Annotated in this window: 18 protein-coding genes; 11 read left to right on the top strand and 7 right to left on the bottom strand. The window is 36.6% G+C overall.

Annotation, left to right across the window (positions count from 1 at the left end):
* Positions 1-16 precede the first annotated feature (16 nt).
* The 6 genes from gyrA to dnaA form a co-directional block, all read right to left on the bottom strand.
* Positions 17-2,485: a DNA gyrase subunit A gene (gene gyrA, locus AC6BKE_RS02420; protein ID WP_499855767.1), complete on the bottom strand. Its 2,469-nt coding sequence runs from the start codon at positions 2,483-2,485 to the stop codon at positions 17-19.
* Between the two features lie 25 nt (positions 2,486-2,510).
* Positions 2,511-4,445 carry a DNA topoisomerase (ATP-hydrolyzing) subunit B gene (gene gyrB, locus AC6BKE_RS02415; RefSeq protein ID WP_051891598.1) on the bottom strand — a complete coding sequence of 645 codons (1,935 nt, stop codon included), beginning with the start codon at positions 4,443-4,445 and terminating at the stop codon, positions 2,511-2,513.
* A gap of 92 nt (positions 4,446-4,537) precedes the next feature.
* Positions 4,538-5,653 (bottom strand): DNA replication/repair protein RecF, encoded by a 1,116-nt coding sequence (gene recF / locus AC6BKE_RS02410; protein WP_036119574.1) that lies wholly within the window; start codon positions 5,651-5,653, stop codon positions 4,538-4,540.
* 3 nt (positions 5,654-5,656) lie between these two features.
* Positions 5,657-5,881 carry a S4 domain-containing protein YaaA gene (gene yaaA, locus AC6BKE_RS02405; RefSeq protein ID WP_036119572.1) on the bottom strand — a complete coding sequence of 75 codons (225 nt, stop codon included), beginning with the start codon at positions 5,879-5,881 and terminating at the stop codon, positions 5,657-5,659.
* A gap of 111 nt (positions 5,882-5,992) precedes the next feature.
* Positions 5,993-7,129 carry a DNA polymerase III subunit beta gene (dnaN, locus tag AC6BKE_RS02400; protein WP_036119570.1) on the bottom strand — a complete coding sequence of 379 codons (1,137 nt, stop codon included), beginning with the start codon at positions 7,127-7,129 and terminating at the stop codon, positions 5,993-5,995.
* A gap of 169 nt (positions 7,130-7,298) precedes the next feature.
* Positions 7,299-8,648 carry a chromosomal replication initiator protein DnaA gene (dnaA, locus tag AC6BKE_RS02395; RefSeq protein ID WP_036119568.1) on the bottom strand — a complete coding sequence of 450 codons (1,350 nt, stop codon included), beginning with the start codon at positions 8,646-8,648 and terminating at the stop codon, positions 7,299-7,301.
* A 584-nt stretch (positions 8,649-9,232) separates the two neighbouring features.
* Between dnaA and rpmH the strand changes: the two genes are divergently transcribed.
* The 11 genes from rpmH to AC6BKE_RS02340 all read left to right on the top strand — a co-directional run bounded on the left by rpmH (position 9,233) and on the right by AC6BKE_RS02340 (position 19,834).
* Positions 9,233-9,367 carry a 50S ribosomal protein L34 gene (rpmH, locus tag AC6BKE_RS02390; protein WP_004233310.1) on the top strand — a complete coding sequence of 45 codons (135 nt, stop codon included), beginning with the start codon at positions 9,233-9,235 and terminating at the stop codon, positions 9,365-9,367.
* A 100-nt stretch (positions 9,368-9,467) separates the two neighbouring features.
* Complete coding sequence (rnpA, locus tag AC6BKE_RS02385; protein WP_036119559.1) at positions 9,468-9,812, top strand: ribonuclease P protein component; 345 nt, start codon at positions 9,468-9,470, stop codon at positions 9,810-9,812.
* Positions 9,813-10,180: 368 nt separating this feature from the next.
* Positions 10,181-10,951 carry a membrane protein insertase YidC gene (gene yidC, locus AC6BKE_RS02380; RefSeq protein WP_025115704.1) on the top strand — a complete coding sequence of 257 codons (771 nt, stop codon included), beginning with the start codon at positions 10,181-10,183 and terminating at the stop codon, positions 10,949-10,951.
* Positions 10,948-11,751 carry an RNA-binding cell elongation regulator Jag/EloR gene (gene jag, locus AC6BKE_RS02375; protein ID WP_058844070.1) on the top strand — a complete coding sequence of 268 codons (804 nt, stop codon included), beginning with the start codon at positions 10,948-10,950 and terminating at the stop codon, positions 11,749-11,751. Before yidC ends, jag begins: the two co-directional genes overlap by 4 nt.
* A 250-nt stretch (positions 11,752-12,001) precedes the next feature.
* Positions 12,002-13,387 (top strand): tRNA uridine-5-carboxymethylaminomethyl(34) synthesis GTPase MnmE, encoded by a 1,386-nt coding sequence (mnmE, locus tag AC6BKE_RS02370; RefSeq protein WP_499855764.1) that lies wholly within the window; start codon positions 12,002-12,004, stop codon positions 13,385-13,387.
* Between the two features lie 27 nt (positions 13,388-13,414).
* Entirely contained in the window at positions 13,415-15,307 is a 1,893-nt protein-coding gene (gene mnmG, locus AC6BKE_RS02365) for a tRNA uridine-5-carboxymethylaminomethyl(34) synthesis enzyme MnmG (protein ID WP_036119546.1), read from the top strand.
* Between the two features lie 111 nt (positions 15,308-15,418).
* Complete coding sequence (gene rsmG, locus AC6BKE_RS02360) at positions 15,419-16,135, top strand: 16S rRNA (guanine(527)-N(7))-methyltransferase RsmG (protein WP_036119543.1); 717 nt, start codon at positions 15,419-15,421, stop codon at positions 16,133-16,135.
* 179 nt (positions 16,136-16,314) lie between these two features.
* The gene (gene noc / locus AC6BKE_RS02355; protein WP_036119540.1) at positions 16,315-17,217 is read left to right on the top strand and encodes a nucleoid occlusion protein; all 903 of its coding nucleotides are present in this window, start codon (positions 16,315-16,317) and stop codon (positions 17,215-17,217) included.
* Between the two features lie 220 nt (positions 17,218-17,437).
* The gene (locus AC6BKE_RS02350; RefSeq protein WP_036119537.1) at positions 17,438-18,199 is read left to right on the top strand and encodes a ParA family protein; all 762 of its coding nucleotides are present in this window, start codon (positions 17,438-17,440) and stop codon (positions 18,197-18,199) included.
* Positions 18,192-19,040 carry a ParB/RepB/Spo0J family partition protein gene (locus tag AC6BKE_RS02345; protein WP_036119535.1) on the top strand — a complete coding sequence of 283 codons (849 nt, stop codon included), beginning with the start codon at positions 18,192-18,194 and terminating at the stop codon, positions 19,038-19,040. Before AC6BKE_RS02350 ends, AC6BKE_RS02345 begins: the two co-directional genes overlap by 8 nt.
* Positions 19,041-19,117: 77 nt before the next feature.
* Positions 19,118-19,834 carry a DUF554 domain-containing protein gene (locus AC6BKE_RS02340; RefSeq protein WP_036119532.1) on the top strand — a complete coding sequence of 239 codons (717 nt, stop codon included), beginning with the start codon at positions 19,118-19,120 and terminating at the stop codon, positions 19,832-19,834.
* Here the strand turns inward: AC6BKE_RS02340 and yyaC are convergent.
* Positions 19,751-20,383, bottom strand: coding sequence for a spore protease YyaC (gene yyaC / locus AC6BKE_RS02335; protein WP_036119529.1), 633 nt, complete (start codon positions 20,381-20,383; stop codon positions 19,751-19,753). The two genes, AC6BKE_RS02340 and yyaC, sit on opposite strands and share 84 nt — an antisense overlap.
* Positions 20,384-20,409: the final 26 nt, after the last annotated feature.

Genomic DNA, 20,409 nt, shown 5'->3' with positions numbered 1-20,409 from the left:
TCGTCATCGGTTGAAATTATTCCTCTATTTCATCTTCTTCGTCTTCTGGAGACTCTTCAGCTTTTTCAACTTTAGCTACAGTCGCAACTAATTCGTCGTCTCCTAATCGAATTAAACGAACTCCTTGCGTACTACGTCCAATTAATGAAATATCATTGATATCCATACGGATCAACATACCGTTGATTGTAATAAGCATGAGATCTTCAGAACCATCAACTGTTTTCACAGCTACCATAGGTCCATTTTTATCTGTAATCTGGATGGTTTTCAGACCTACACCACCGCGACTTTGTAAACGATATTCATCTTCAGAAGTACGTTTACCGTAACCTTTTTCAGTAACTACTAAAATTTCTTGCCCTGGTTCGACAATCTCCATGCCTACTACTTCGTCACCATCACGTAGCTTAATGCCTCGCACTCCACCAGCTGTACGACCCATAGAACGAATGTCATCTTCTTGGAAACGAACGAGCATACCATCGCGTGTACCAATAATCACTTGCTTATCTCCATCTGTTAGACGTACAGAAATAAGATCATCATCTTCTCGTAAGCTAATAGCTATTAAACCATTTGTTCGAATGTTAGCAAATTGTGAGACAGGTGTACGTTTCGTAATACCTGTTTTCGTCGTAAAGATAAAGTAAGCATCTTCATCAAACGATCCAACGCGAATCATGGCTGTTACTTTTTCACCTTTATCTATGTTGAGTAGGTTTACAATTGGTAATCCTTTAGCGGTACGACCGAACTCTGGAATTTCATATCCTTTTGCTCTAAATACTTTACCTTTGGTCGTAAAGAATAAAATTGTATCATGGGTAGAGGTATTCATTAGATGCTCTACAAAATCATCTTCGTTTGTCCCCATTCCTTGTACACCACGACCACCACGCTTTTGACTACGATATGTATTCGCAGCTAAACGCTTGATATAGCCATTATGTGTTAAAGTAACAACTGAGTTTTCAACAGGAATTAAATCCTCATCCTCAATCATTTCTAGACCACCAGATGTAATCTCAGTACGGCGTATATCATTAAAACGTTCTTTCACCTCTAAAATTTCAGTACGAATAATATCCACAATTTTTTCTTCATCCGCTAAAATTGCTTTTAAATCCGCAATAAGAATTTGAAGCTCTTGGTATTCTGCTTCAATTTTTTCACGTTCTAATCCACTTAAGCGAACTAAACGCATATCTAAAATAGCTTGAGCCTGGCGCTCTGATAAGCTAAAACGCTCCATTAATTGCGGCTTTGCTTCTTCGCCGCTACGCGAACCACGAATGATGGCAATTATTTCATCAATATGATCGAGTGCAATTCGTAAGCCTTCTAAAATATGAGCACGATCTTCAGCCTTTCGAAGTTCGAATTCTGTACGACGACGAATAATTACCTTTTGGTGCTCTAAATAATGGTAAAGCATTTCTTTTAAGCCCAATACTTTTGGTTGACCATTTACTAATGACAGCATATTGATACCAAAGCTTGATTGCATAGCTGTTTGTTTATATAAATTATTTAAAACTACATTAGCGTTGGCATCTTTACGAACTTCAATGACTACTCGCATACCGCGACGGTCAGATTCATCACGTAAATTTGTAATACCATCTATTTTTTTATCACGTACAAGCTCTGCAATTTTTTCAATAAGCTTAGCCTTATTCACTTGGTAAGGTAATTCATGAATAAGAATGGTCTCCTTACCATTTGACTTTTGCTCAATTTCCACCTTCGCGCGAATAATGATGGAACCACGTCCAGTTTCATAAGCTCTGCGAATACCACTACGCCCTAAAATCAATCCTCCAGTAGGGAAATCAGGACCTGGAATAATATCCATTAACTCCTCAGTAGTAATGCCTGGATTTTCAGAAAGTGCTATAACAGCATCAATTGTTTCTCCTAACTGGTGAGGAGGAATATTCGTTGCCATACCAACGGCAATTCCCGCAGCACCGTTCACTAAAAGGTTTGGATAGCGACTTGGTAAAACAATTGGTTCTTTTTCTGATCCATCATAGTTATCAGTGTAGTCAATTGTATCTTTATTGATATCACGAAGCATTTCCATAGCTATTTTAGACATACGTGATTCTGTATAACGCATGGCTGCTGCTCCATCACCATCAACAGAGCCAAAGTTTCCGTGACCATCAACAAGCATATAACGATAACTAAAATCTTGCGCCATACGTACCATTGCATCATAAATGGATGAGTCACCATGTGGATGGTACTTACCCATTACATCCCCAACAATACGTGCTGATTTTTTGTAAGCTTTATCTGCGGTGTTACCTAATTCCTGCATCCCATATAAAATACGACGATGAACTGGTTTTAATCCATCACGTACATCAGGTAATGCACGCGATACAATTACACTCATTGCATAATCAAGAAAGGATGTTTCAATTTCTTCTGTGATATTAACTCCTTTAACACCGGAGCGTTCTTGTTCTGACAAAGTGTAGACCTCCTCTCAAGAAAAATTAGATATCTAAATTAGCGTATACGGCATTTTCCTCGATAAATTGACGACGAGGTTCAACTTCATCGCCCATTAAACGCTCAAATGCTTGGTTAGCTTTAATTGCATCATCTAATTCTACTTGTAATAATGTGCGGTACTCTGGATCCATTGTTGTTTCCCAAAGTTGCTCAGCGTTCATTTCACCAAGACCTTTATAACGCTGCACATTTGGTTTTGGCATTTTTGGTAGTCGTTCTATAATTTCTTTTAATGTTTCTTCATCGTAGCAGTACTCAATATGCTTACCTTGTTTCACTTGATAAAGTGGTGGCTGTGCAATATAAATATAGCCTGCTTCTATAAGTGGTCGAAGGAAACGGAAGAAGAATGTTAAAAGTAATGTACGAATATGTGCTCCATCGACATCGGCATCTGTCATGATAATGATTTTATGATAACGAGCTTTTTCTAAATTAAACTCTTCACCAATACCTGTGCCGAATGCTGTAATCATTGCACGAATTTCCGCATTCGATAAAATTTTATCTAGTCGGGCTTTCTCAACGTTAAGAATCTTACCACGTAAAGGCAAAATCGCTTGGAAGTGACGGTCACGTCCAGATTTAGCCGAACCGCCGGCTGAATCACCCTCAACAATATAAATTTCACAATCAGCGGGGATAGTAGAAGAACAGTCAGCTAATTTACCCGGTAAGCTTGATACTTCAAGTGCATTTTTACGACGAGTAAATTCACGTGCCTTTTTCGCAGCTACACGTGCACGGGCAGCCATTAAACCTTTTTCTACAACCTTACGAGCAACAGTTGGATTTTCTAACATAAAACGTTCAAAGCCATCTGAGAATAATGAATTAGTAATTTGACTTACTTCTGAATTCCCTAGCTTTGTTTTCGTTTGTCCTTCAAATTGTGGATCTGGATGTTTAACAGAAACAATAGCTGTTAACCCTTCACGTACATCCTCGCCTGTAAGATTGGCATCAGATTCTTTAAGCAATCCATTTTTTCGAGCATAGTCGTTAATAACACGTGTAAGGGCTGTTTTAAAACCAGACTCATGTGTACCGCCTTCATACGTATTAATATTATTAGCAAATGAAAAAATATTAGAGGAGAATCCAGCATTGTATTGCATAGCAATTTCCACTGAGATGCCATCCTTCTCTCCAAGAACATCAATTGGATCATGGATTGGCTCTTTAGATTGGTTTAAATGCTCAACATAAGATCGAATACCACCTTCATAGTGATATGTAGTTGAACGAACCTCTTCTTCTCGTTCATCAGCAATCGTAATCTTAATACCACGATTTAAATAAGCCAATTCTCTAATACGATGAGCTAAAATATCATATTCATAAACAGTCGTTTCTTTAAAAATTTCTGGATCAGCTTTAAATCGCGTTGTTGTACCATTGTGGTTTGTTTCACCGATCACCATTAATTCTTGAACAGTTTTCCCACGTTCAAACTTAATTTCATGAATATGACCTTCACGATGAACCTGAACAATTGTTTCAACAGAAAGTGCATTCACCACTGATGCCCCAACTCCATGAAGACCACCAGAAACTTTATAGCCTCCACCGCCAAATTTACCACCAGCATGTAAAACTGTCATAATAACTTCAACAGCTGGCTTACCCATTTTTTCTTGAATGCTAACTGGAATACCTCGACCGTTATCTTCTACGCGAATCCAGTTCTCTTTTTCAATTGTTACTTGTATATCAGTACAAAATCCTGCAAGAGCTTCATCGATACTATTATCAACAATTTCCCATACTAAATGGTGAAGCCCTTTAGAACTTGTTGAACCGATATACATCCCTGGTCTTTTACGTACTGCCTCTAAACCTTCTAGTACCTGTATCTGATCGGCTTCATAAGCTTGGTTTTGTAAACCTTCGTTCTCTATAGCCACGGCTTTCATCTACTCCTTCATAACATCATTGTGTGTAAATGAATGAACAGTCAACCGAGCTGACTATTACCATTCTTTTGTAATCTAAAAAACTACCCTGGCTAACTTTTTTCAATCGCACCTTGTTTCACGTGGAACAGTTGAGCCTGTTCCATCGTTTCATGATGAATTCCATCCACACTTGTAGTTGTTACAAAGGTTTGGACTTCACCTTGAATGGTATTTAATAAATGCGATTGACGATAATCATCGAGTTCCGACAAAACATCATCTAAAAGTAGTATGGGTGTTTCTTTTGTTTCTTGTTTAATTAATTCAATTTCAGCAAGCTTTAAAGACAATGCAGTTGTACGTTGTTGTCCTTGAGAGCCATAAGTTTGAACATCATAGCCATTTACTAAAAACTGCAAATCATCACGGTGTGGGCCAACAAGTGTCACACCCCTGTCAAATTCACGTTCTCTCGCTTCAATCAATTTTTGATGTAAAGTATTTTCAATTTCACTGGTAGAGTGTTCTTTTTCAATACCAGCTACCGTACGATATTTTATAACCAGTGTTTCCTTGCCTTGTGATATGCCTGCGTGTATAGGTTCAGCCCACTCCTGCAATAAATCCATAAATTGAAATCTTTTACGAATAATTTGGGTAGCTGCATGAATATATTGTTCATTGTAGACCTCATACATCACATCATTTGACATGGACTTGCCTTGATTCATCTTTAAGAAATGGTTACGTTGTTTTAAAACTTTTTGAAAGGTCAATAAATCATGTAAATAGACAGGCGAAATTTGCCCAATCTCCATATCAATAAAACGTCGGCGTATTTGAGGACTCCCCTTTACAACGTTCAAGTCTTCTGGCGCAAACATAACAACGTTCATTTGACCAATATAATGACTGAGGCGACTTTGCTCTATATGATTTATCTTGCCCTTTTTACCTTTCTTTGTAATCGTAAGTTCGATTGGTAAAATACCATGCCTTTTTTTAACGGCCCCTTCTATTTTACCATAGTCTGAATCCCAACGTATCAATTCTTTATCGTTCGTTGTTCGATGGGATTTAGCCATTGCTAAAACATAGATGGACTCCATAACATTTGTTTTTCCTTGAGCATTTTCACCAATAAAAACATTAATTTTTGGAGAAAAGTTTAAAGCTAAGGCATCATAGTTACGATAATTTGTAAGTTTTATTTGCTCAATATACATAATTTATTGTCCAGCTGGTCCTACGATTTGGAAGCGACCACATCCGGGAATATTTATAACGTCTCCGTCACGTAATTTTCGACCTCGACGATCGTCTACTTCTCCATTTACATATACAGCATTTTCTTGTAAAAACCACTTGGCCATGCCACCTGAACTAATGGCATCAGTGATTTTTAAAAGCTGCCCTAACGTGATGAACTCCTCATCAATTTTAATGTCCTGCATAGTGTGTTTCCCTCCGAATACAGACTGTCTATCTCTCTATCATACCTAAAATTACGCCATAAGTAAAAAAAGATAGTCACAATAGCGACTATCTTAGCAGTTATGAAATTTTTAATAAGTTCGTACAGGTAAAATCAATTGTAAAATAGCATCATCGTGAACGGAGCGTAAAATAAATGGTCTCATCGCTCCTGTAAATTGAATAACTACATCTTGGCCATCAATTGCTTTTAAAGCTTCCATCATATATTTTGCACTGAAGGAAATTTTCAAGCTTTCTCCTTCTAATGATTCAACAGGAATTTCTTCTTGCACTTTACCGATCTCAGGAGAATTAGAAGAAACTTCAACTGCTTGGTTATCTAATATTTCAAAACGTACAACATTGTTACGATCTCCTCGTGCAACAAGTGACGCACGATCGATAGCTTGTAATAAAGCTTTACCGTTAATCGTTACATTTGTTTGATATTCTTCAGGGATTAAACGCGTTGTATCTGGGTAATTGCCTTCCAGTAAACGAGAGAAGAATAATACATCACCAGTTTTAAATAATACTTGCTGGCTTGTAATAACAATTTGCACTAGATTTGTTGAATCTTCTAGTACTTTATTTAATTCATTTAAACTTTTCCCTGGAATAACTACGCTATGTTCAACTTCTGGTAAATTTTCCAATTGCACTTTACGTCTTGCTAATCGATGACTATCTGTTGCAACACAGATTAAAGTTTCGTTTTTGATCTGCCAGTTTACACCTGTCAACACTGGTCTACTTTCAGAAGTGGCAACAGCAAATACTGTTTCACGGATAATTGTTTTTAAAAGATCTGCCGGAATAGTAAATTTTTGATCTTCCGTTAATTCTGGTAATAATGGGTACTCTGCTGCATCAGAGCCAATTAGATGGAACTCAGATTTACCTGAACGAATATGCGTTTGGAAACCTGGTGTTACTTGGATTTCAACATCGTTTGTTGGTAATTTACGTACAATTTCATTAAACATACGTGCTTGTACAACAATAGATCCTGTTTCAGTAATGTGAATAATTTGTTGTCCATCTTCCTCTACTGGAATAAATGTTTGAATTGTAATATCAGCATCACTACCTGTTAAGCGGATACCTTCCTCTGTTACATCAATTTTAATCCCCGTTAAAATCGGAATAGTTGTTTTTGAACTTACTGCTTTCATGACATCATTTAAACCCTCTAATAAACGGTCACGTAAAATATCAAATTTCATTCTATTTCCCTCACATATTTATATTATTTATTTATATAAAATAAAAAGATATAGTAATAGGCCCTGTGGATTTGTGGATAAGTGTATTTTTATGAATAAAATCAGTCTATCCACATGTAGATAGACTGTGTATAAGTTTGTGTTTAAATAGTTGGTTTGTCCACAGTAATTACTTACCTAACATACTACGAATTTGTTTAACATCTTGTTGTAGTTGAACGTCATCTTTCAACATAGAAGATATTTTTTCGTGTGCATGGATGACAGTCGTATGGTCGCGACCACCAAATTCTTCGCCAATTTTCGGCAGCGAAAAATCTGTTAATTCGCGTGATAAATACATAGCGATTTGGCGTGGGAAAGCAATTAATTTTGTACGTTTTTTGGCAGAGAAATCTTCTAAACGTATATTAAAATGTTCCCCTACTGCATTTTGAATATCTAGTATTGTCACTGCTCGCGGCTTTGAATTTGGGATTATATCTTTTAATGCCTCAGCTGCTAATGTTGCCGTAATATCTTTGTTCACCAGTGAAGAATAGGCGACGACGCGAATAAGCGCACCTTCAAGCTCCCTAATATTGGAGTCAATCTGGTTCGCAATATAAAGCATTACTTCATTTGGTACCTCTAGACCATCTGCTTTTGCTTTTTTGCGCAAGATAGCTATACGAGTTTCCAAATCAGGCGGCGCAATATCAGTTATTAACCCCCACTCAAAGCGTGAACGTAGACGATCTTCCAATGTTGGAATTTCCTTAGGAGGACGGTCACTGGATATAACAATTTGTTTTGATTCTTCATGTAAAGTATTAAAAGTGTGGAAAAATTCTTCTTGAGTTGATTCTTTTCCAGCAAGGAATTGAATATCATCAATTAGCAGTACATCCACGTTGCGGTACTTATTGCGAAAATCAAGTGCTTTGTTATCACGAATAGAGTTAATAAATTCATTTGTAAATTTCTCGGATGATAAGTAGACTACTTTTGCATTTGGATTATGTTCTAAAACATAATGGCCAATCGCATGCATTAAGTGTGTTTTACCTAACCCAACTCCCCCATAAATAAAGAAAGGATTATATGCCTTTGCAGGGGCTTCAGCGACAGCTAACGAGGCAGCGTGTGCAAAGCGGTTACCAGAGCCAATAACAAACGTATCAAAAGTATATTTCGGATTTAACATACCTGGTGAAATATCATGGTGATCGTTATTTTTCGCTTGGATAATCGGCGCCGGCAAATCGAAATCGTCCGAATCCTGGTTTTTTTGAACAACAAATTTAATAAGCAAGTCTTCGCCTGTAAGCTCCGTTAATATACCTGTAATCAAATGAATATAATGATTCTCAAGCCAGTCTCGAGCAAACGAATTAGGCGCAGCTATTGTCACAGTGGAACCACTACCATTATAAGATAGTAGTTTTGTAGACTTTAGCCACGTTTCGAAGCTTGGTTTAGAAATTTTTTGTTCAACTTGAGCCAGGACATTATTCCATAGTTCTTCTAAATGTTCCAAGCTGCTAATCTCCTTTACAGTGTTCAATACATAAAAAAAAATCGCATTTATAGAAATGGTAAATACGTTCATATTACAACTCGTCCACATAATCACAAGCTGTGGATAAAAGTTAACCAAAGGCTGTGATAAAAATTATCCACAGCATATTAACAGTTGTGGATAATTAAAATGTTCATTTCAGTTTTCAACAAAGTGAAGCACAGTAATCGTATCAGAAAAACAAAGCTATTTCAATAGTTTATGAAACTTATCCACATAGCTTGTAGTTATGCACTTTAGAGTTGTCCACAAGCACTGCGTATGTGAAAAAGCTGTAGATAATCATTGTGGATAAAAAATAATGCAAAAAATACTATACACAACTCTGTGTAAAAAAAACAAGTACTCTGTGGATAAATATTTTATGTTCATGCAATAAATAATCTTTGAATTAGTAAAGATGCAATAGATTGATTTTGATACATAGATTAGCTGGTTAAAAGAAATTTATGAAATACATTGACAAAATAACTAGAAACTTTATATAATATTCGAGTCTGTATGTTGAAAAATTCAACTCATATCAGGAGGTGTCTATATAAATGAAACGTACTTACCAACCAAAGAAACGTAAGCACAGCAAAGTTCACGGTTTCCGCGCACGTATGAGCACGAAAAACGGTCGCAAAGTTCTTGCTGCTCGTCGTCGTAAAGGAAGAAAAGTTTTATCAGCATAAAATAAGTCCACTGAGCCACATCAGTGGTCTTTTTTTTCTTTATTTTTGGTAAACCTAGAAATGAGGATCAAAAGATATTATCTAATAGCAGGTGAAAGAAATGAAAAAACGCCAAAGAGTGAAAAAAAATGATGATTTTCAAAAGGTGTTTAAAAAAGGTAAATCTTTCGCTAATCGTCAGTTTGTTGTTTATTTTTTAGCAAAAGAAGGGCAAACAGAATTTCGTGTAGGTTTATCGGTTAGTAAAAAGCTTGGAAATGCGGTAACACGCAACAAAATAAAACGCTATATTCGACAAAGTATTCAAGAATTAAAGGATGATTTAAAGCCGAATATGGATTATGTTATTATCGCCAGACATCCGGCGGCCACTATGGATTTTCATGAAGTGAAACAAAGTTTGCAGCATGTACTACAAATCGCAAAGGTAATGAAGAAAGTGTAATGTATGCAAGCAAGTGGTGAAAATACGCCTGTACTGTTAGTAATGGAGTAGAAATAGAGCGGTTTTGCATACAATTATAAATAGAGGAATATACGCGTAGGGGTATTTGTAGCGTGCGATTTCATAAAAAAATATGTAAAATTCGCAACATAACTTAGGAATAAGTATATGTAGTTAGAATATTTAGTAGAGTGAACGTTATAGGCGTGATAAAATAACTGATAACTTTATCTTTATTGAGGACGTCCCAAACGCTGGCTAAATCATGATAAAGTAGCTGGCAGATCTTGAGGTAGGAAACTGCCAGTGAATGAAGAAATGCATATAGAATGAAGAAAAAGTGAATAGTAATTGTAGGGGGAAGAAGGTTGAAAAAACAACATTGGGTAATTTTGTCACTAGTATCAGTAGCCTTACTACTTTCTGGTTGTACAGAATTCAATGAACCAATTTCAAAAGACAGCACAGGCTTCTGGAATGAATTCATTGTTTGGCCGTTGGTATCAGCGATAAAATACTTTGCTGATTTGCTCGGTACGTATGCATGGGGGATCATTGCCGTAACGATTATTATTCGTTTAGCAATTTTACCTTTGATGATTAAACAAACAAAGAGCTCTAAAAAGATGCAAGAAATTCAACCAAAATTGAAGGAACTGCAGAAGAAGTATGCTTCTAAGGATGCTCAGACACAACAACAATATCAGCAAGAAATGATGAAGCTAATGAGTGAATCTGGAGTAAACCCACTAGCAGGGTGTTTACCAGTAATCATTCAAATGCCAATTTTAATTGGTTTCTATCATGCAATTAGTCGTATGAATGCTACATCTACATTTGATTTAGGAAATTTCTTTATCTTCCCGTTAGCAGATCCTGCACCTGCATTAGCAATTACGGCAGGTTTAATGCAATTTATCGTATTACGTACAGGACCAGCAATGGATAATCCTCAAATGAAAATCATGATGTATATTATGCCATTCATGATCATTGGTTTTGGTATGGCCTTACCAGCTGCATTATCACTATATTGGGTAATCGGGAATATTATTTCGATTTTCCAAAACCTGTATATTTATAAACCTTGGAATAAAGATAAAACACAACCTGCTCAAAATGGAGGGGCTAAAAAGTGAAACAACTTACGCAAATAGGCGCAACAACACAAGAAGCGATCTCATTGGCGTTACAGAAACTTGGCAAAACCCGTGAACAAGTAGATGTTGAAGTTTTACAAGAAGGTAAAAAAGGATTTTTAGGTTTTGGTGCACGTTCTGCAGAGGTACGTGTAACAGTAAAGGAAGTTCAGGTTCCGACAATTGAAAGTGACAAAGCCGAACCGCAAAATGCGACTAAATTAGACGAACCATTAGTAGTAGATGATGTTGAAACAATAAGTTCACAAGTTTCTGAACAACCAAGTGAAATCGAAGAAGTTCAACAAATCGTAAAAGAGCAAAATGAGGAAGAAGACACGGCAAACCCAATTGAAGAGGCAAAAGCTTATTTACAAAGTATTGCTGAACAGTTGGCTATTGATGATCTTGATATTGCTACGACTCGCGAGGGGAAATATGTATTATTTCAACTAAAAAGTGAGAAAGCTGCACTGCTTATAGGAAAACGTGGTCAAACACTAAATTCCTTACAGCAATTGACGCAACTCGTATTGAATAAAAGCGCTAAGCAGTTTTTAATGGTGAAATTGGATGTAGAAAACTATCGCGAACGTCGACAAGAAGCTTTAGAATTACTTGCAGATCGAATGGCGGATAAAGCATTACGCTTAAATCAACGTGTGGCATTTGAACCAATGCCGTCTTACGAGCGAAAAATAATTCATAATCAATTAGCAAATCGTCTAGATCTTGAAACGTATTCAGAAGGCACAGAGCCTAATCGTTATTTAGTGATTGAACCAGTAAATAATAATTAGTCTGCTGCTGTAAACATACAGACACTATATATTGAAAGGTCATTTTATCTTCGTGATAAAATGACCTTTTTTAGTGAGGCAAAGAATAGTGATTTTTGTCGAAAATAAGATAACCTAAAAAATTGATATTATCCACATTTGGAAATGATCCTTACTTTAGATTTTGTTGAAAATATGTTAGTCTAAGGTGTTAGTAAGTATTGGTCGGTTTCGATTATCCACATGTGGATAACGTTGAGGAGGTCATTAAATGGAGTTCGATACAATTGCTGCGATATCCACACCTATGGGTGAAGGTGCCATAGCTATCGTTCGTTTAAGTGGGGACGAGGCAGTGACAATTGCAGATAAAATATTCAAATCACCTGGTGGGAAAAGTTTAACAACGAAAGATTCGCACACCATTCATTATGGTCATTTAGTTGATCCTAAAACAAGTGAGGTAGTAGAGGAAGTAATGCTATCACTGATGCGTGGACCAAAAACATTTACACGTGAGGATGTAGTTGAAATAAATTGTCACGGTGGACTAGTTTCAGTGAATCGTGTATTGCAACTTGCGTTAACGAATGGAGCAAGATTAGCTGAGCCTGGCGAATTCACAAAACGAGCGTTTTTAAATGGACGTATTGATTTATCTCAGGCTGAAGCGGTTATGGATCTGATAAGAGCTAAAACAGATCGTGCGATGAATGTTGCTTTGGGTCAAATGGATGGAAAATTATCGAGACTTATTGGTGATTTACGCCAAGCTTTACTAGAGACATTGGCACAAGTAGAGGTTAATATAGATTATCCGGAGTATGATGATGTAGAAGAAATGACAGTACCTGTATTAGTAGAAAAATGTACATGGGTAAGAAATGAAATTAGTAAACTTCTACAAACATCTTCTCAAGGAAAAATTTTACGCGAGGGCTTATCAACTGTTATTTTAGGTCGTCCAAATGTAGGGAAATCTTCTCTTTTAAATAGCTTAGTACAAGAAAATAAGGCCATAGTGACAGATATTGCAGGAACTACTCGTGATATTATAGAAGAGTATGTCAATGTACGCGGTGTTCCACTTCGTTTAGTGGATACAGCAGGTATTCGGGAGACAGAAGATATTGTTGAACGAATTGGAGTAGAACGTTCTCGAGAAGCTCTTCGTGGAGCAGATTTAATTTTGTTTGTATTAAACTACGCAGATGAATTTACTGCTGAGGATGAGCGTCTATTCAAAACAATTGAAGCGATGGATTACATCGTTATTGTCAATAAAACAGATTTACCGCAAAAAATTGATTTAGCACGTGTCGAAGAATTAGCTGATGAGCATCGTATTGTAACGACTTCCTTGTTACAGGAAGAAGGCATTACAGAGCTAGAAGAAGCCATTGCTGCTTTATTCTTTGAAGGACAAATCGAAGCGGGCGATTTAACATATGTTTCAAATGCAAGACATATTGCACTTCTGCACCAAGCACAGGCAACGGTTGAAGATGCAATAGCAGCTGCACAGGAAGGTGTACCAGTTGATATGGTACAAATCGATGTAACAAGAACATGGGAAATACTTGGTGAAATCATTGGTGACACTGTACAAGAAAGCCTAATTAATCAGCTATTTTCACAGTTCTGCTTAGGAAAATAAATTGATAAGAGAAAGGAAGATACGAGCATGCCAACAAAATATGAGGCAGGCACGTTTGATGTTATTGTAATTGGCGCAGGTCATGCAGGTTCAGAAGCTGCACACGCTGCGGCTAAAATGGGCGCTAGCACATTAATGCTAACAATCAATTTAGATATGATTGCATTTATGCCATGTAATCCATCTATTGGTGGCCCTGCCAAAGGAATCGTCGTACGTGAAATTGACGCTTTAGGTGGCGTCATGGGGAAAGTTATCGATAAAACACATATACAAATGAGAATGTTAAATACAGGGAAAGGTCCAGCAGTACGTGCATTGCGCGCACAAGCGGATAAAGTTTTGTACCAACAAGAGATGAAACGTGTGTTGGAGGAAACTGAAAACTTAACAATCCATCAAGGAATGGTTGAAGAGCTGATTATTGAAGATGGGGAAGTTAAAGGAGTCATTACACAAATTGGTGCCGTTTATCGTGCTAAAACAGTCGTTGTGACAACAGGTACTTTCTTACGCGGTGAAATCATTATTGGTGATATGAAGTATTCAAGCGGTCCTAATAACCAACAACCTTCGATTCGCTTAGCCGATAATTTAAAAGAGCTTGGCTTTGACCTAGTTCGTTTCAAAACAGGTACTCCACCACGTGTAAATAATCGTACAATTGATTATGACAAAACAGAGATTCAACCAGGGGATGACGTTCCACGTGCATTTAGTTTTGAAACAACTGAGTTCATTATGGACCAGCTACCTTGCTGGTTAACCTATACAAGTCCTGAAACGCATGAAATTATTGAAGCAAATTTACATCTTTCACCGATGTATTCAGGAATGATTAAAGGGACAGGGCCACGTTATTGCCCGTCTATTGAGGATAAAGTTGTGCGTTTTAATGATAAGCCTCGACACCAAATTTTCTTAGAGCCAGAAGGCCGTAATACGCGTGAGGTGTATGTTCAAGGTTTGTCAACGAGCTTACCAGAACATGTCCAAACACGTTTACTAAAATCTATTCCTGGCTTAGAAAATGCGGAAATGATGCGTGCTGGTTATGCCATTGAATACGATTCAATTGTGCCAACCCAATTATGGCCGACATTAGAAACAAAACGCATTAAAGGCTTATATACAGCTGGTCAAATTAACGGTACATCTGGTTATGAAGAAGCAGCCGCACAAGGCTTAATGGCGGGAATGAATGCTGCTGCTAATGTACTTGGTAAAGAGGAGTTAATTTTAAGTCGCTCTGATGCCTATATTGGCGTTTTGATCGATGACTTGGTGACAAAAGGGACAAATGAGCCATATCGTTTATTAACATCCCGTGCAGAGTATCGTCTATTGTTACGTCACGATAATGCCGATTTACGTTTAATAGAGCTGGCTTACAAAATGGGCATGATTCCACAAGAAAGATATACAAAGTTCATTGAGAAAAAGGAACTGATTGAAACTGAAATTGCACGTCTTCGTGAAATCATTATTAAGCCAAATGAAGCAACCCAATCTGTTATTCGTTCTGTTGGCGGTAGTGAATTAAAGGATGGTATTCGTGGCGCAGATTTATTAAAACGTACTGAAATGCATTATGAGTTAATCGCATCTTTAATTCCTGCAGAAATAGAGTTTACGGATGAAGTAAAAGAACAAATTGAAATTCAGCTTAAATATGAAGGCTATATCGAAAAAGCATTACAACAGGTAGAGAAGCTACACAAAATGGAAAACAAAAAAATTCCTGAGAATATTGATTACGATGCGATTTCAGGTTTAGCAACAGAAGCACGTCAAAAGTTAAAACAAGTTATACCACTTTCTATTGCACAAGCTTCTCGTATTTCGGGTGTTAACCCAGCTGATATTTCCATTCTGCTTGTTTATATTGAACAAGGTAAAATCGCGAAAGTAAGCAGCTAATCAACAGCGTAAAGTGAATAAGGGGCGGGCATACCATTGTGCCCGCTTCCTATTTTTAAGGTTATACTGCTGAGTGAAGTAGTATAGTAAGATCGATAAAGGAGACTTTACATGAACGAACAACAATTTATTGAGGCTCTGAAAGAGAAAGGCATCGAACTTTCGGATAAGCAGATCGCTCAATTTAAAAAATATTTTGAATTACTTGTCGAGTGGAATGAAAAAATGAATTTAACCGCTATTACAGATTTAGAAGGCGTTTATTTAAAGCATTTCTTCGATTCGATCAGTGCCTCATTTTATTTTGATTTTTCAAAAGTAATTACTGTTTGTGATGTTGGAGCAGGTGCTGGTTTCCCTAGTATCCCTATTAAAATCTGTTTCCCGCATTTACATGTCACAATTGTCGACTCCTTAAATAAACGAATTACATTTTTAAATCATTTAAGTGATGAGCTACAATTAGAGAATATGCATTTTGTACATGCACGAGCAGAAGAGTTTGGTCAAAATACAAAATATCGTGAACAATTTGATGTGGTAACAGCACGCGCTGTAGCTCGTTTATCAGTGTTATCTGAGCTATGCGTACCTTTAGCAAAGCAAGATGGTTATTTTGTTGCTTTAAAGGCTGCAGCAGGAGCAGAGGAATTAAAGGATGCTAAAAAAGCTTTAATAACATTAGGTGTTAAACTGAGAGAAGAATTTTCTTTCAAGCTACCTGTTGAAGAAAGTGACCGCACTTTATATATATTTGATAAAATAAAAGGAACACCGAAAAAATACCCGCGTAAGCCAGGTGTACCAAATAAAACACCAATTCAATAATTAGTGTTTCATGTGAAACTTCTCAAAGTAGAAAATATTTTTTCTATTTTGAGCATACATACTAGTTATGGATGGTTCACGCAAAAGACATCTATGAACTATATACATTTGATGAAATATAATAAATAATAATAGAATGACACTTAGCAAGATAGTTACTTAAAGGTGGTGCCACTTGGATGAAAAGTCCTTTTTCACGTTTTTTTGGAGGCGGGAGTAAAACGGAGCCTATTGTGAAAAATGAAGTAGAACAAGCAGAGGCGGTTCATGCAGCGGAAGAAGTCATAAAGTTGCCTATTGATCAAATTGTACCTAACCGTTTTCAGCCACGTACTATTTTTGATGATGAAAAAATTGAAGAATTATCAAGAACCATTCATACACATGGTGTGATTCAGCCAATTGTTGTACGTAAAACATCAGAAAATCAATATGAAATCATTGCCGGTGAGCGCCGTTACCGAGCGATGAAAAAGCTACAATGGACAGAGGTCCCTGCTATTGTACGTAATTTAACTGATAAGGAAACAGCTTCTATTGCGCTAATAGAGAACTTACAGCGTGAGGAGTTAACCGCAATTGAAGAAGCGGTAGCCTATCAAAAATTATTAGAGCTTCATGAGCTAACACAAGAAGCTCTGGCCCAAAGACTTGGAAAAGGACAATCCACTGTAGCCAATAAATTGCGTTTATTAAGGCTGCCGGATGAAGTGCAGCAAGCCATTTTGAAGCGTAAAATATCTGAACGACACGCACGTGCATTAATTGCTATTAAGGATCAACCATTACAATTAGAAATTTTACAGCTATCGATTGATAATGAATGGAATGTTCGTCAGTTAGAGGAGCAAATTCAAGCCATATTAAACCCAGTCACAGACGAGCCGGAAGAAACAGTACCAAAGAAAGCAAAACCAAAACGTAAGGCTATAAGTAAAGATGTGCGCATTGCTTTAAATACCATTAAACAATCACTAACAATGGTAACGAAAAGTGGTATTACAGTAAAAACAGAAGAAGAAGATACAGAGGAATACTATCAAATTACAGTGAAGATACCTAAAAAGAAAAAGGTGCAATAAATTATTTTAAAAAAGTAATATATTGTTCTGTCCAATACTGAACAGAGGAGATATCTCAGAAAAATAAATGAGATATCTCCTTTTTTGTATATATTCTTAATATTTTATACAACTCTCTTCAATTTTTTTGATAGAATGAAAGTTAGATAGCGTATTAAATAGTGATTTTACAAATGATTTGTCAAAGTTAAGTTTGATAGATGAAAGCAGGTGCTTTTAAATGGGTAGAATTATAGCAATCGCCAATCAAAAGGGTGGCGTAGGTAAAACAACAACTTCGGTCAATTTGAGCGCTTGCCTAGCATATTTAGGTAAGAAAGTGCTATTAATTGATACCGATCCTCAGGGGAATACAACAAGTGGACTTGGTATTAATAAAGGAGAAATACAAGCTTGTATTTATGATGTGCTCATTGATGATGAAGATGTTGAAAATGTCATTCAAAAAACAAACGTAGAGAATTTATCAATCGTGCCAGCAACCATCTCACTTGCAGGTGCAGAAATTGAATTGGTTTCGACTATTTCAAGAGAAGTGCGTTTAAAACATGCACTGCAAAATGTGAAAGAAGATTTCGATTATATAATTATTGACTGTCCTCCATCTTTAGGGCTTTTAACTATTAATGCTTTAACAGCTTCAGATGCGCTCATTATCCCTGTACAATGCGAATATTATGCGTTGGAAGGGCTAAGTCAATTGCTCTCAACTGTTCGCCTTGTTCAAAAGCATTTAAATCAGCAGCTCTATATTGATGGCGTTCTATTAACAATGCTAGATGCACGCACAAACTTAGGGTTGCAAGTTATTGATGAAGTAAAAAAATATTTCCAAGATAAAGTATACAAGACGATCATTCCTCGTAATGTGCGATTAAGTGAGGCACCAAGTCATGGTCAACCAATCATCACTTATGACGCAAAATCGAGAGGTGCAGAAGTTTATTTGGAGATGGCGAGGGAAGTGATTAAAAATGGCTAAAGGTTTAGGAAAGGGTATTGGTGCACTATTTCCAGGAGAGTCTTTAGAACAAAGTGGTCAAGTGGAAGAAATTCAATTAGATTTAATTGTGGCGAACCCCTTTCAACCTCGTAAAATTTTTGATGAAGAAAGTTTACAAGAGTTAGCAGATTCGATTAAAGAACATGGTATTTTGCAGCCAATTGCTGTGCGCAAAAAAGGACGCAAATTTGAAATTGTTGCAGGGGAACGTCGTTATAGAGCATGTCTGTTAGCTGAATTAGAGGTTATTCCTGTCATCATAAAAGAGCTATCAGATGCACAAATGATGGAGTTAGCTATTTTAGAAAATCTTCAACGTGAGGATTTAACCGTTATTGAAGAAGCGGAAGCCTATCAGAGTCTAATGGAAAACTTACATTTAACTCAAGAAGAATTATCGAAACGGTTAGGGAAAAGTAGACCACATATCGCTAATCATGTTCGGTTGCTTGCTTTACCAGAAGATGTACGTAAATTTATGAATGATGGTACCTTATCGATGGGGCAGGGACGAGCATTACTTGGCCTGAAAAATAAAAGAAGAATCTCAGAAGTGGCTAATAAGGTCATTAATTTAGGGTTGAATGTACGTCAAGTTGAAATGCTAGTACAAAACTTAAATGAAGAAGTTTCACGTGAAACAATTCCACCAAAGAAGAAAGATATATTTGTATCAGCCAAGGAATCCCAATTACGAGACTACTTTGGAACAAATGTTCAAATCAAAAAAACAAATAATAAGGGGAAAATTGAAATTGAATTTTATTCTGAAGATGATTTAGAACGTATTTTAGAAATACTAAATTTACAGGAAGAATAAAATACATTTCTATAACTTAATCAGAGCGCCAAGCAAACAGGCGCTCTCTATTTTTTAGAGAGAAGGAAGGCTTAAGTGTGGTATTACTAGGGGCATTGATTAATGCTGTGCTAATAGTAGCAGGTGCATTAGTAGGGCGCATTTTTAAAAATATTCCTGAATCTATGAAATCTACTGTACTATCTATTATTGGCTTAGCAGTCACATTATTAGGGATAAAAATGGGCTTTGAAAGTGATAATTTTATTATATTAGTAGTAAGTTTAGTAGTAGGTACTGTAATAGGTGAGTGGTTAGATTTAGATAGACAAATGAATCGTCTAGGGAAATGGGTAGAGAGTTTATTTCGTACAAAACGAAATGACCAAAATCAAATTAGCATAGCAGAGGGCTTTGTCACTGCCTCCTTAATTTTTGTTGTTGGGTCAATGGCTGTAATCGGTGCACTCGATAGTGGTCTTCGTAATGATCATAATGTATTAATTACAAAAGGATTAATAGATGGGTTTACATCCATTATTCTAGCATCCACTTTAGGCATTGGTGTATTGCTATCTGCCGTACCTGTTTTTGTTTATCAGGGATTAATCGCACTTTTTGCAGGCGTTATCAGTTCCTTTATACCTGATGCTGCACTACAAATGTACATTACAGAAATGACAGCTGTAGGCGGTGTTATGATTATGGCAATAGGGTTAAATATTGCTGGCTTAGCTAAGATCAAAGCTGCTAACTTGCTGCCAGGTATCGTCATTGTTGGTATTATGGTGGCTATCTTCTACACTTTTCAATGAATAGCGATGGGAAGCCAATAATAAAGCTCTTGAAAGTTTTTCAGCCATAGCATAAGAAATATGAAGTCTTGTATTTTGTAAAACGAGCATTTCCATAAAGCCTCCAATATTGACGATTCCTTTAACGGAAATGTCTCCGATTGGGGGTAATTCTTTTTTTACAGCCTTGCCAGGGAAGATGGGTCCACTTTGCACTGAAATATGACCAACATTTTGTTCACTGCCTAGACAGGCATCAATCGCAATAATGAAAGGTTTTGTAGTATGATTGTGTAGCTGTTGCATTGTAGAATCAAGATTTAGAGCATGTAAAGGATCTTCTAAAGAACCTACAATTTCATAGGGAAAGCTGACAGATTTTTTTAAAAAGCTACCTGTTAATGGCCCAAGTGTATCGCCCGTACAACGGTCACTGCCAATACAACAAAAAATTAGTCGTTCATGATGAAACGGTATATGTTCTAAAAATAATGTACTTAATTGCCAAACGGCATTTTTACTCTCGTGATGAAGGGAATAAGGTAGTAACAAATTTGGTATAGTATTCATAAAAAAACTCACTTTCTTTTTATTTT

The sequence above is a fragment of the Lysinibacillus sp. COL-1 genome, from assembly GCF_059814265.1.
The sequence above is the reverse complement of the archived record's forward strand: the minus strand, read 5'-3'. Positions and strand labels throughout refer to the sequence as shown.

Bases quoted from the DNA above. Each gene is read 5' to 3' on its own strand.
- gyrB (WP_051891598.1), bottom strand. From the start codon at position 4,445: ATGAAAGCCGTGGCTATAGAGAACGAAGGTTTACAAAACCAAGCTTAT.
- recF (WP_036119574.1), bottom strand. From the start codon at position 5,653: ATGTATATTGAGCAAATAAAACTTACAAATTATCGTAACTATGATGCC.
- yaaA (WP_036119572.1), bottom strand. From the start codon at position 5,881: ATGCAGGACATTAAAATTGATGAGGAGTTCATCACGTTAGGGCAGCTT.
- dnaN (WP_036119570.1), bottom strand. From the start codon at position 7,129: ATGAAATTTGATATTTTACGTGACCGTTTATTAGAGGGTTTAAATGAT.
- rpmH (WP_004233310.1), top strand. From the start codon at position 9,233: ATGAAACGTACTTACCAACCAAAGAAACGTAAGCACAGCAAAGTTCAC.
- rnpA (WP_036119559.1), top strand. From the start codon at position 9,468: ATGAAAAAACGCCAAAGAGTGAAAAAAAATGATGATTTTCAAAAGGTG.
- mnmE (WP_499855764.1), top strand. From the start codon at position 12,002: ATGGAGTTCGATACAATTGCTGCGATATCCACACCTATGGGTGAAGGT.
- mnmG (WP_036119546.1), top strand. From the start codon at position 13,415: ATGCCAACAAAATATGAGGCAGGCACGTTTGATGTTATTGTAATTGGC.
- rsmG (WP_036119543.1), top strand. From the start codon at position 15,419: ATGAACGAACAACAATTTATTGAGGCTCTGAAAGAGAAAGGCATCGAA.
- noc (WP_036119540.1), top strand. From the start codon at position 16,315: ATGAAAAGTCCTTTTTCACGTTTTTTTGGAGGCGGGAGTAAAACGGAG.
- AC6BKE_RS02350 (WP_036119537.1), top strand. From the start codon at position 17,438: ATGGGTAGAATTATAGCAATCGCCAATCAAAAGGGTGGCGTAGGTAAA.
- AC6BKE_RS02345 (WP_036119535.1), top strand. From the start codon at position 18,192: ATGGCTAAAGGTTTAGGAAAGGGTATTGGTGCACTATTTCCAGGAGAG.
- yyaC (WP_036119529.1), bottom strand. From the start codon at position 20,383: ATGAATACTATACCAAATTTGTTACTACCTTATTCCCTTCATCACGAG.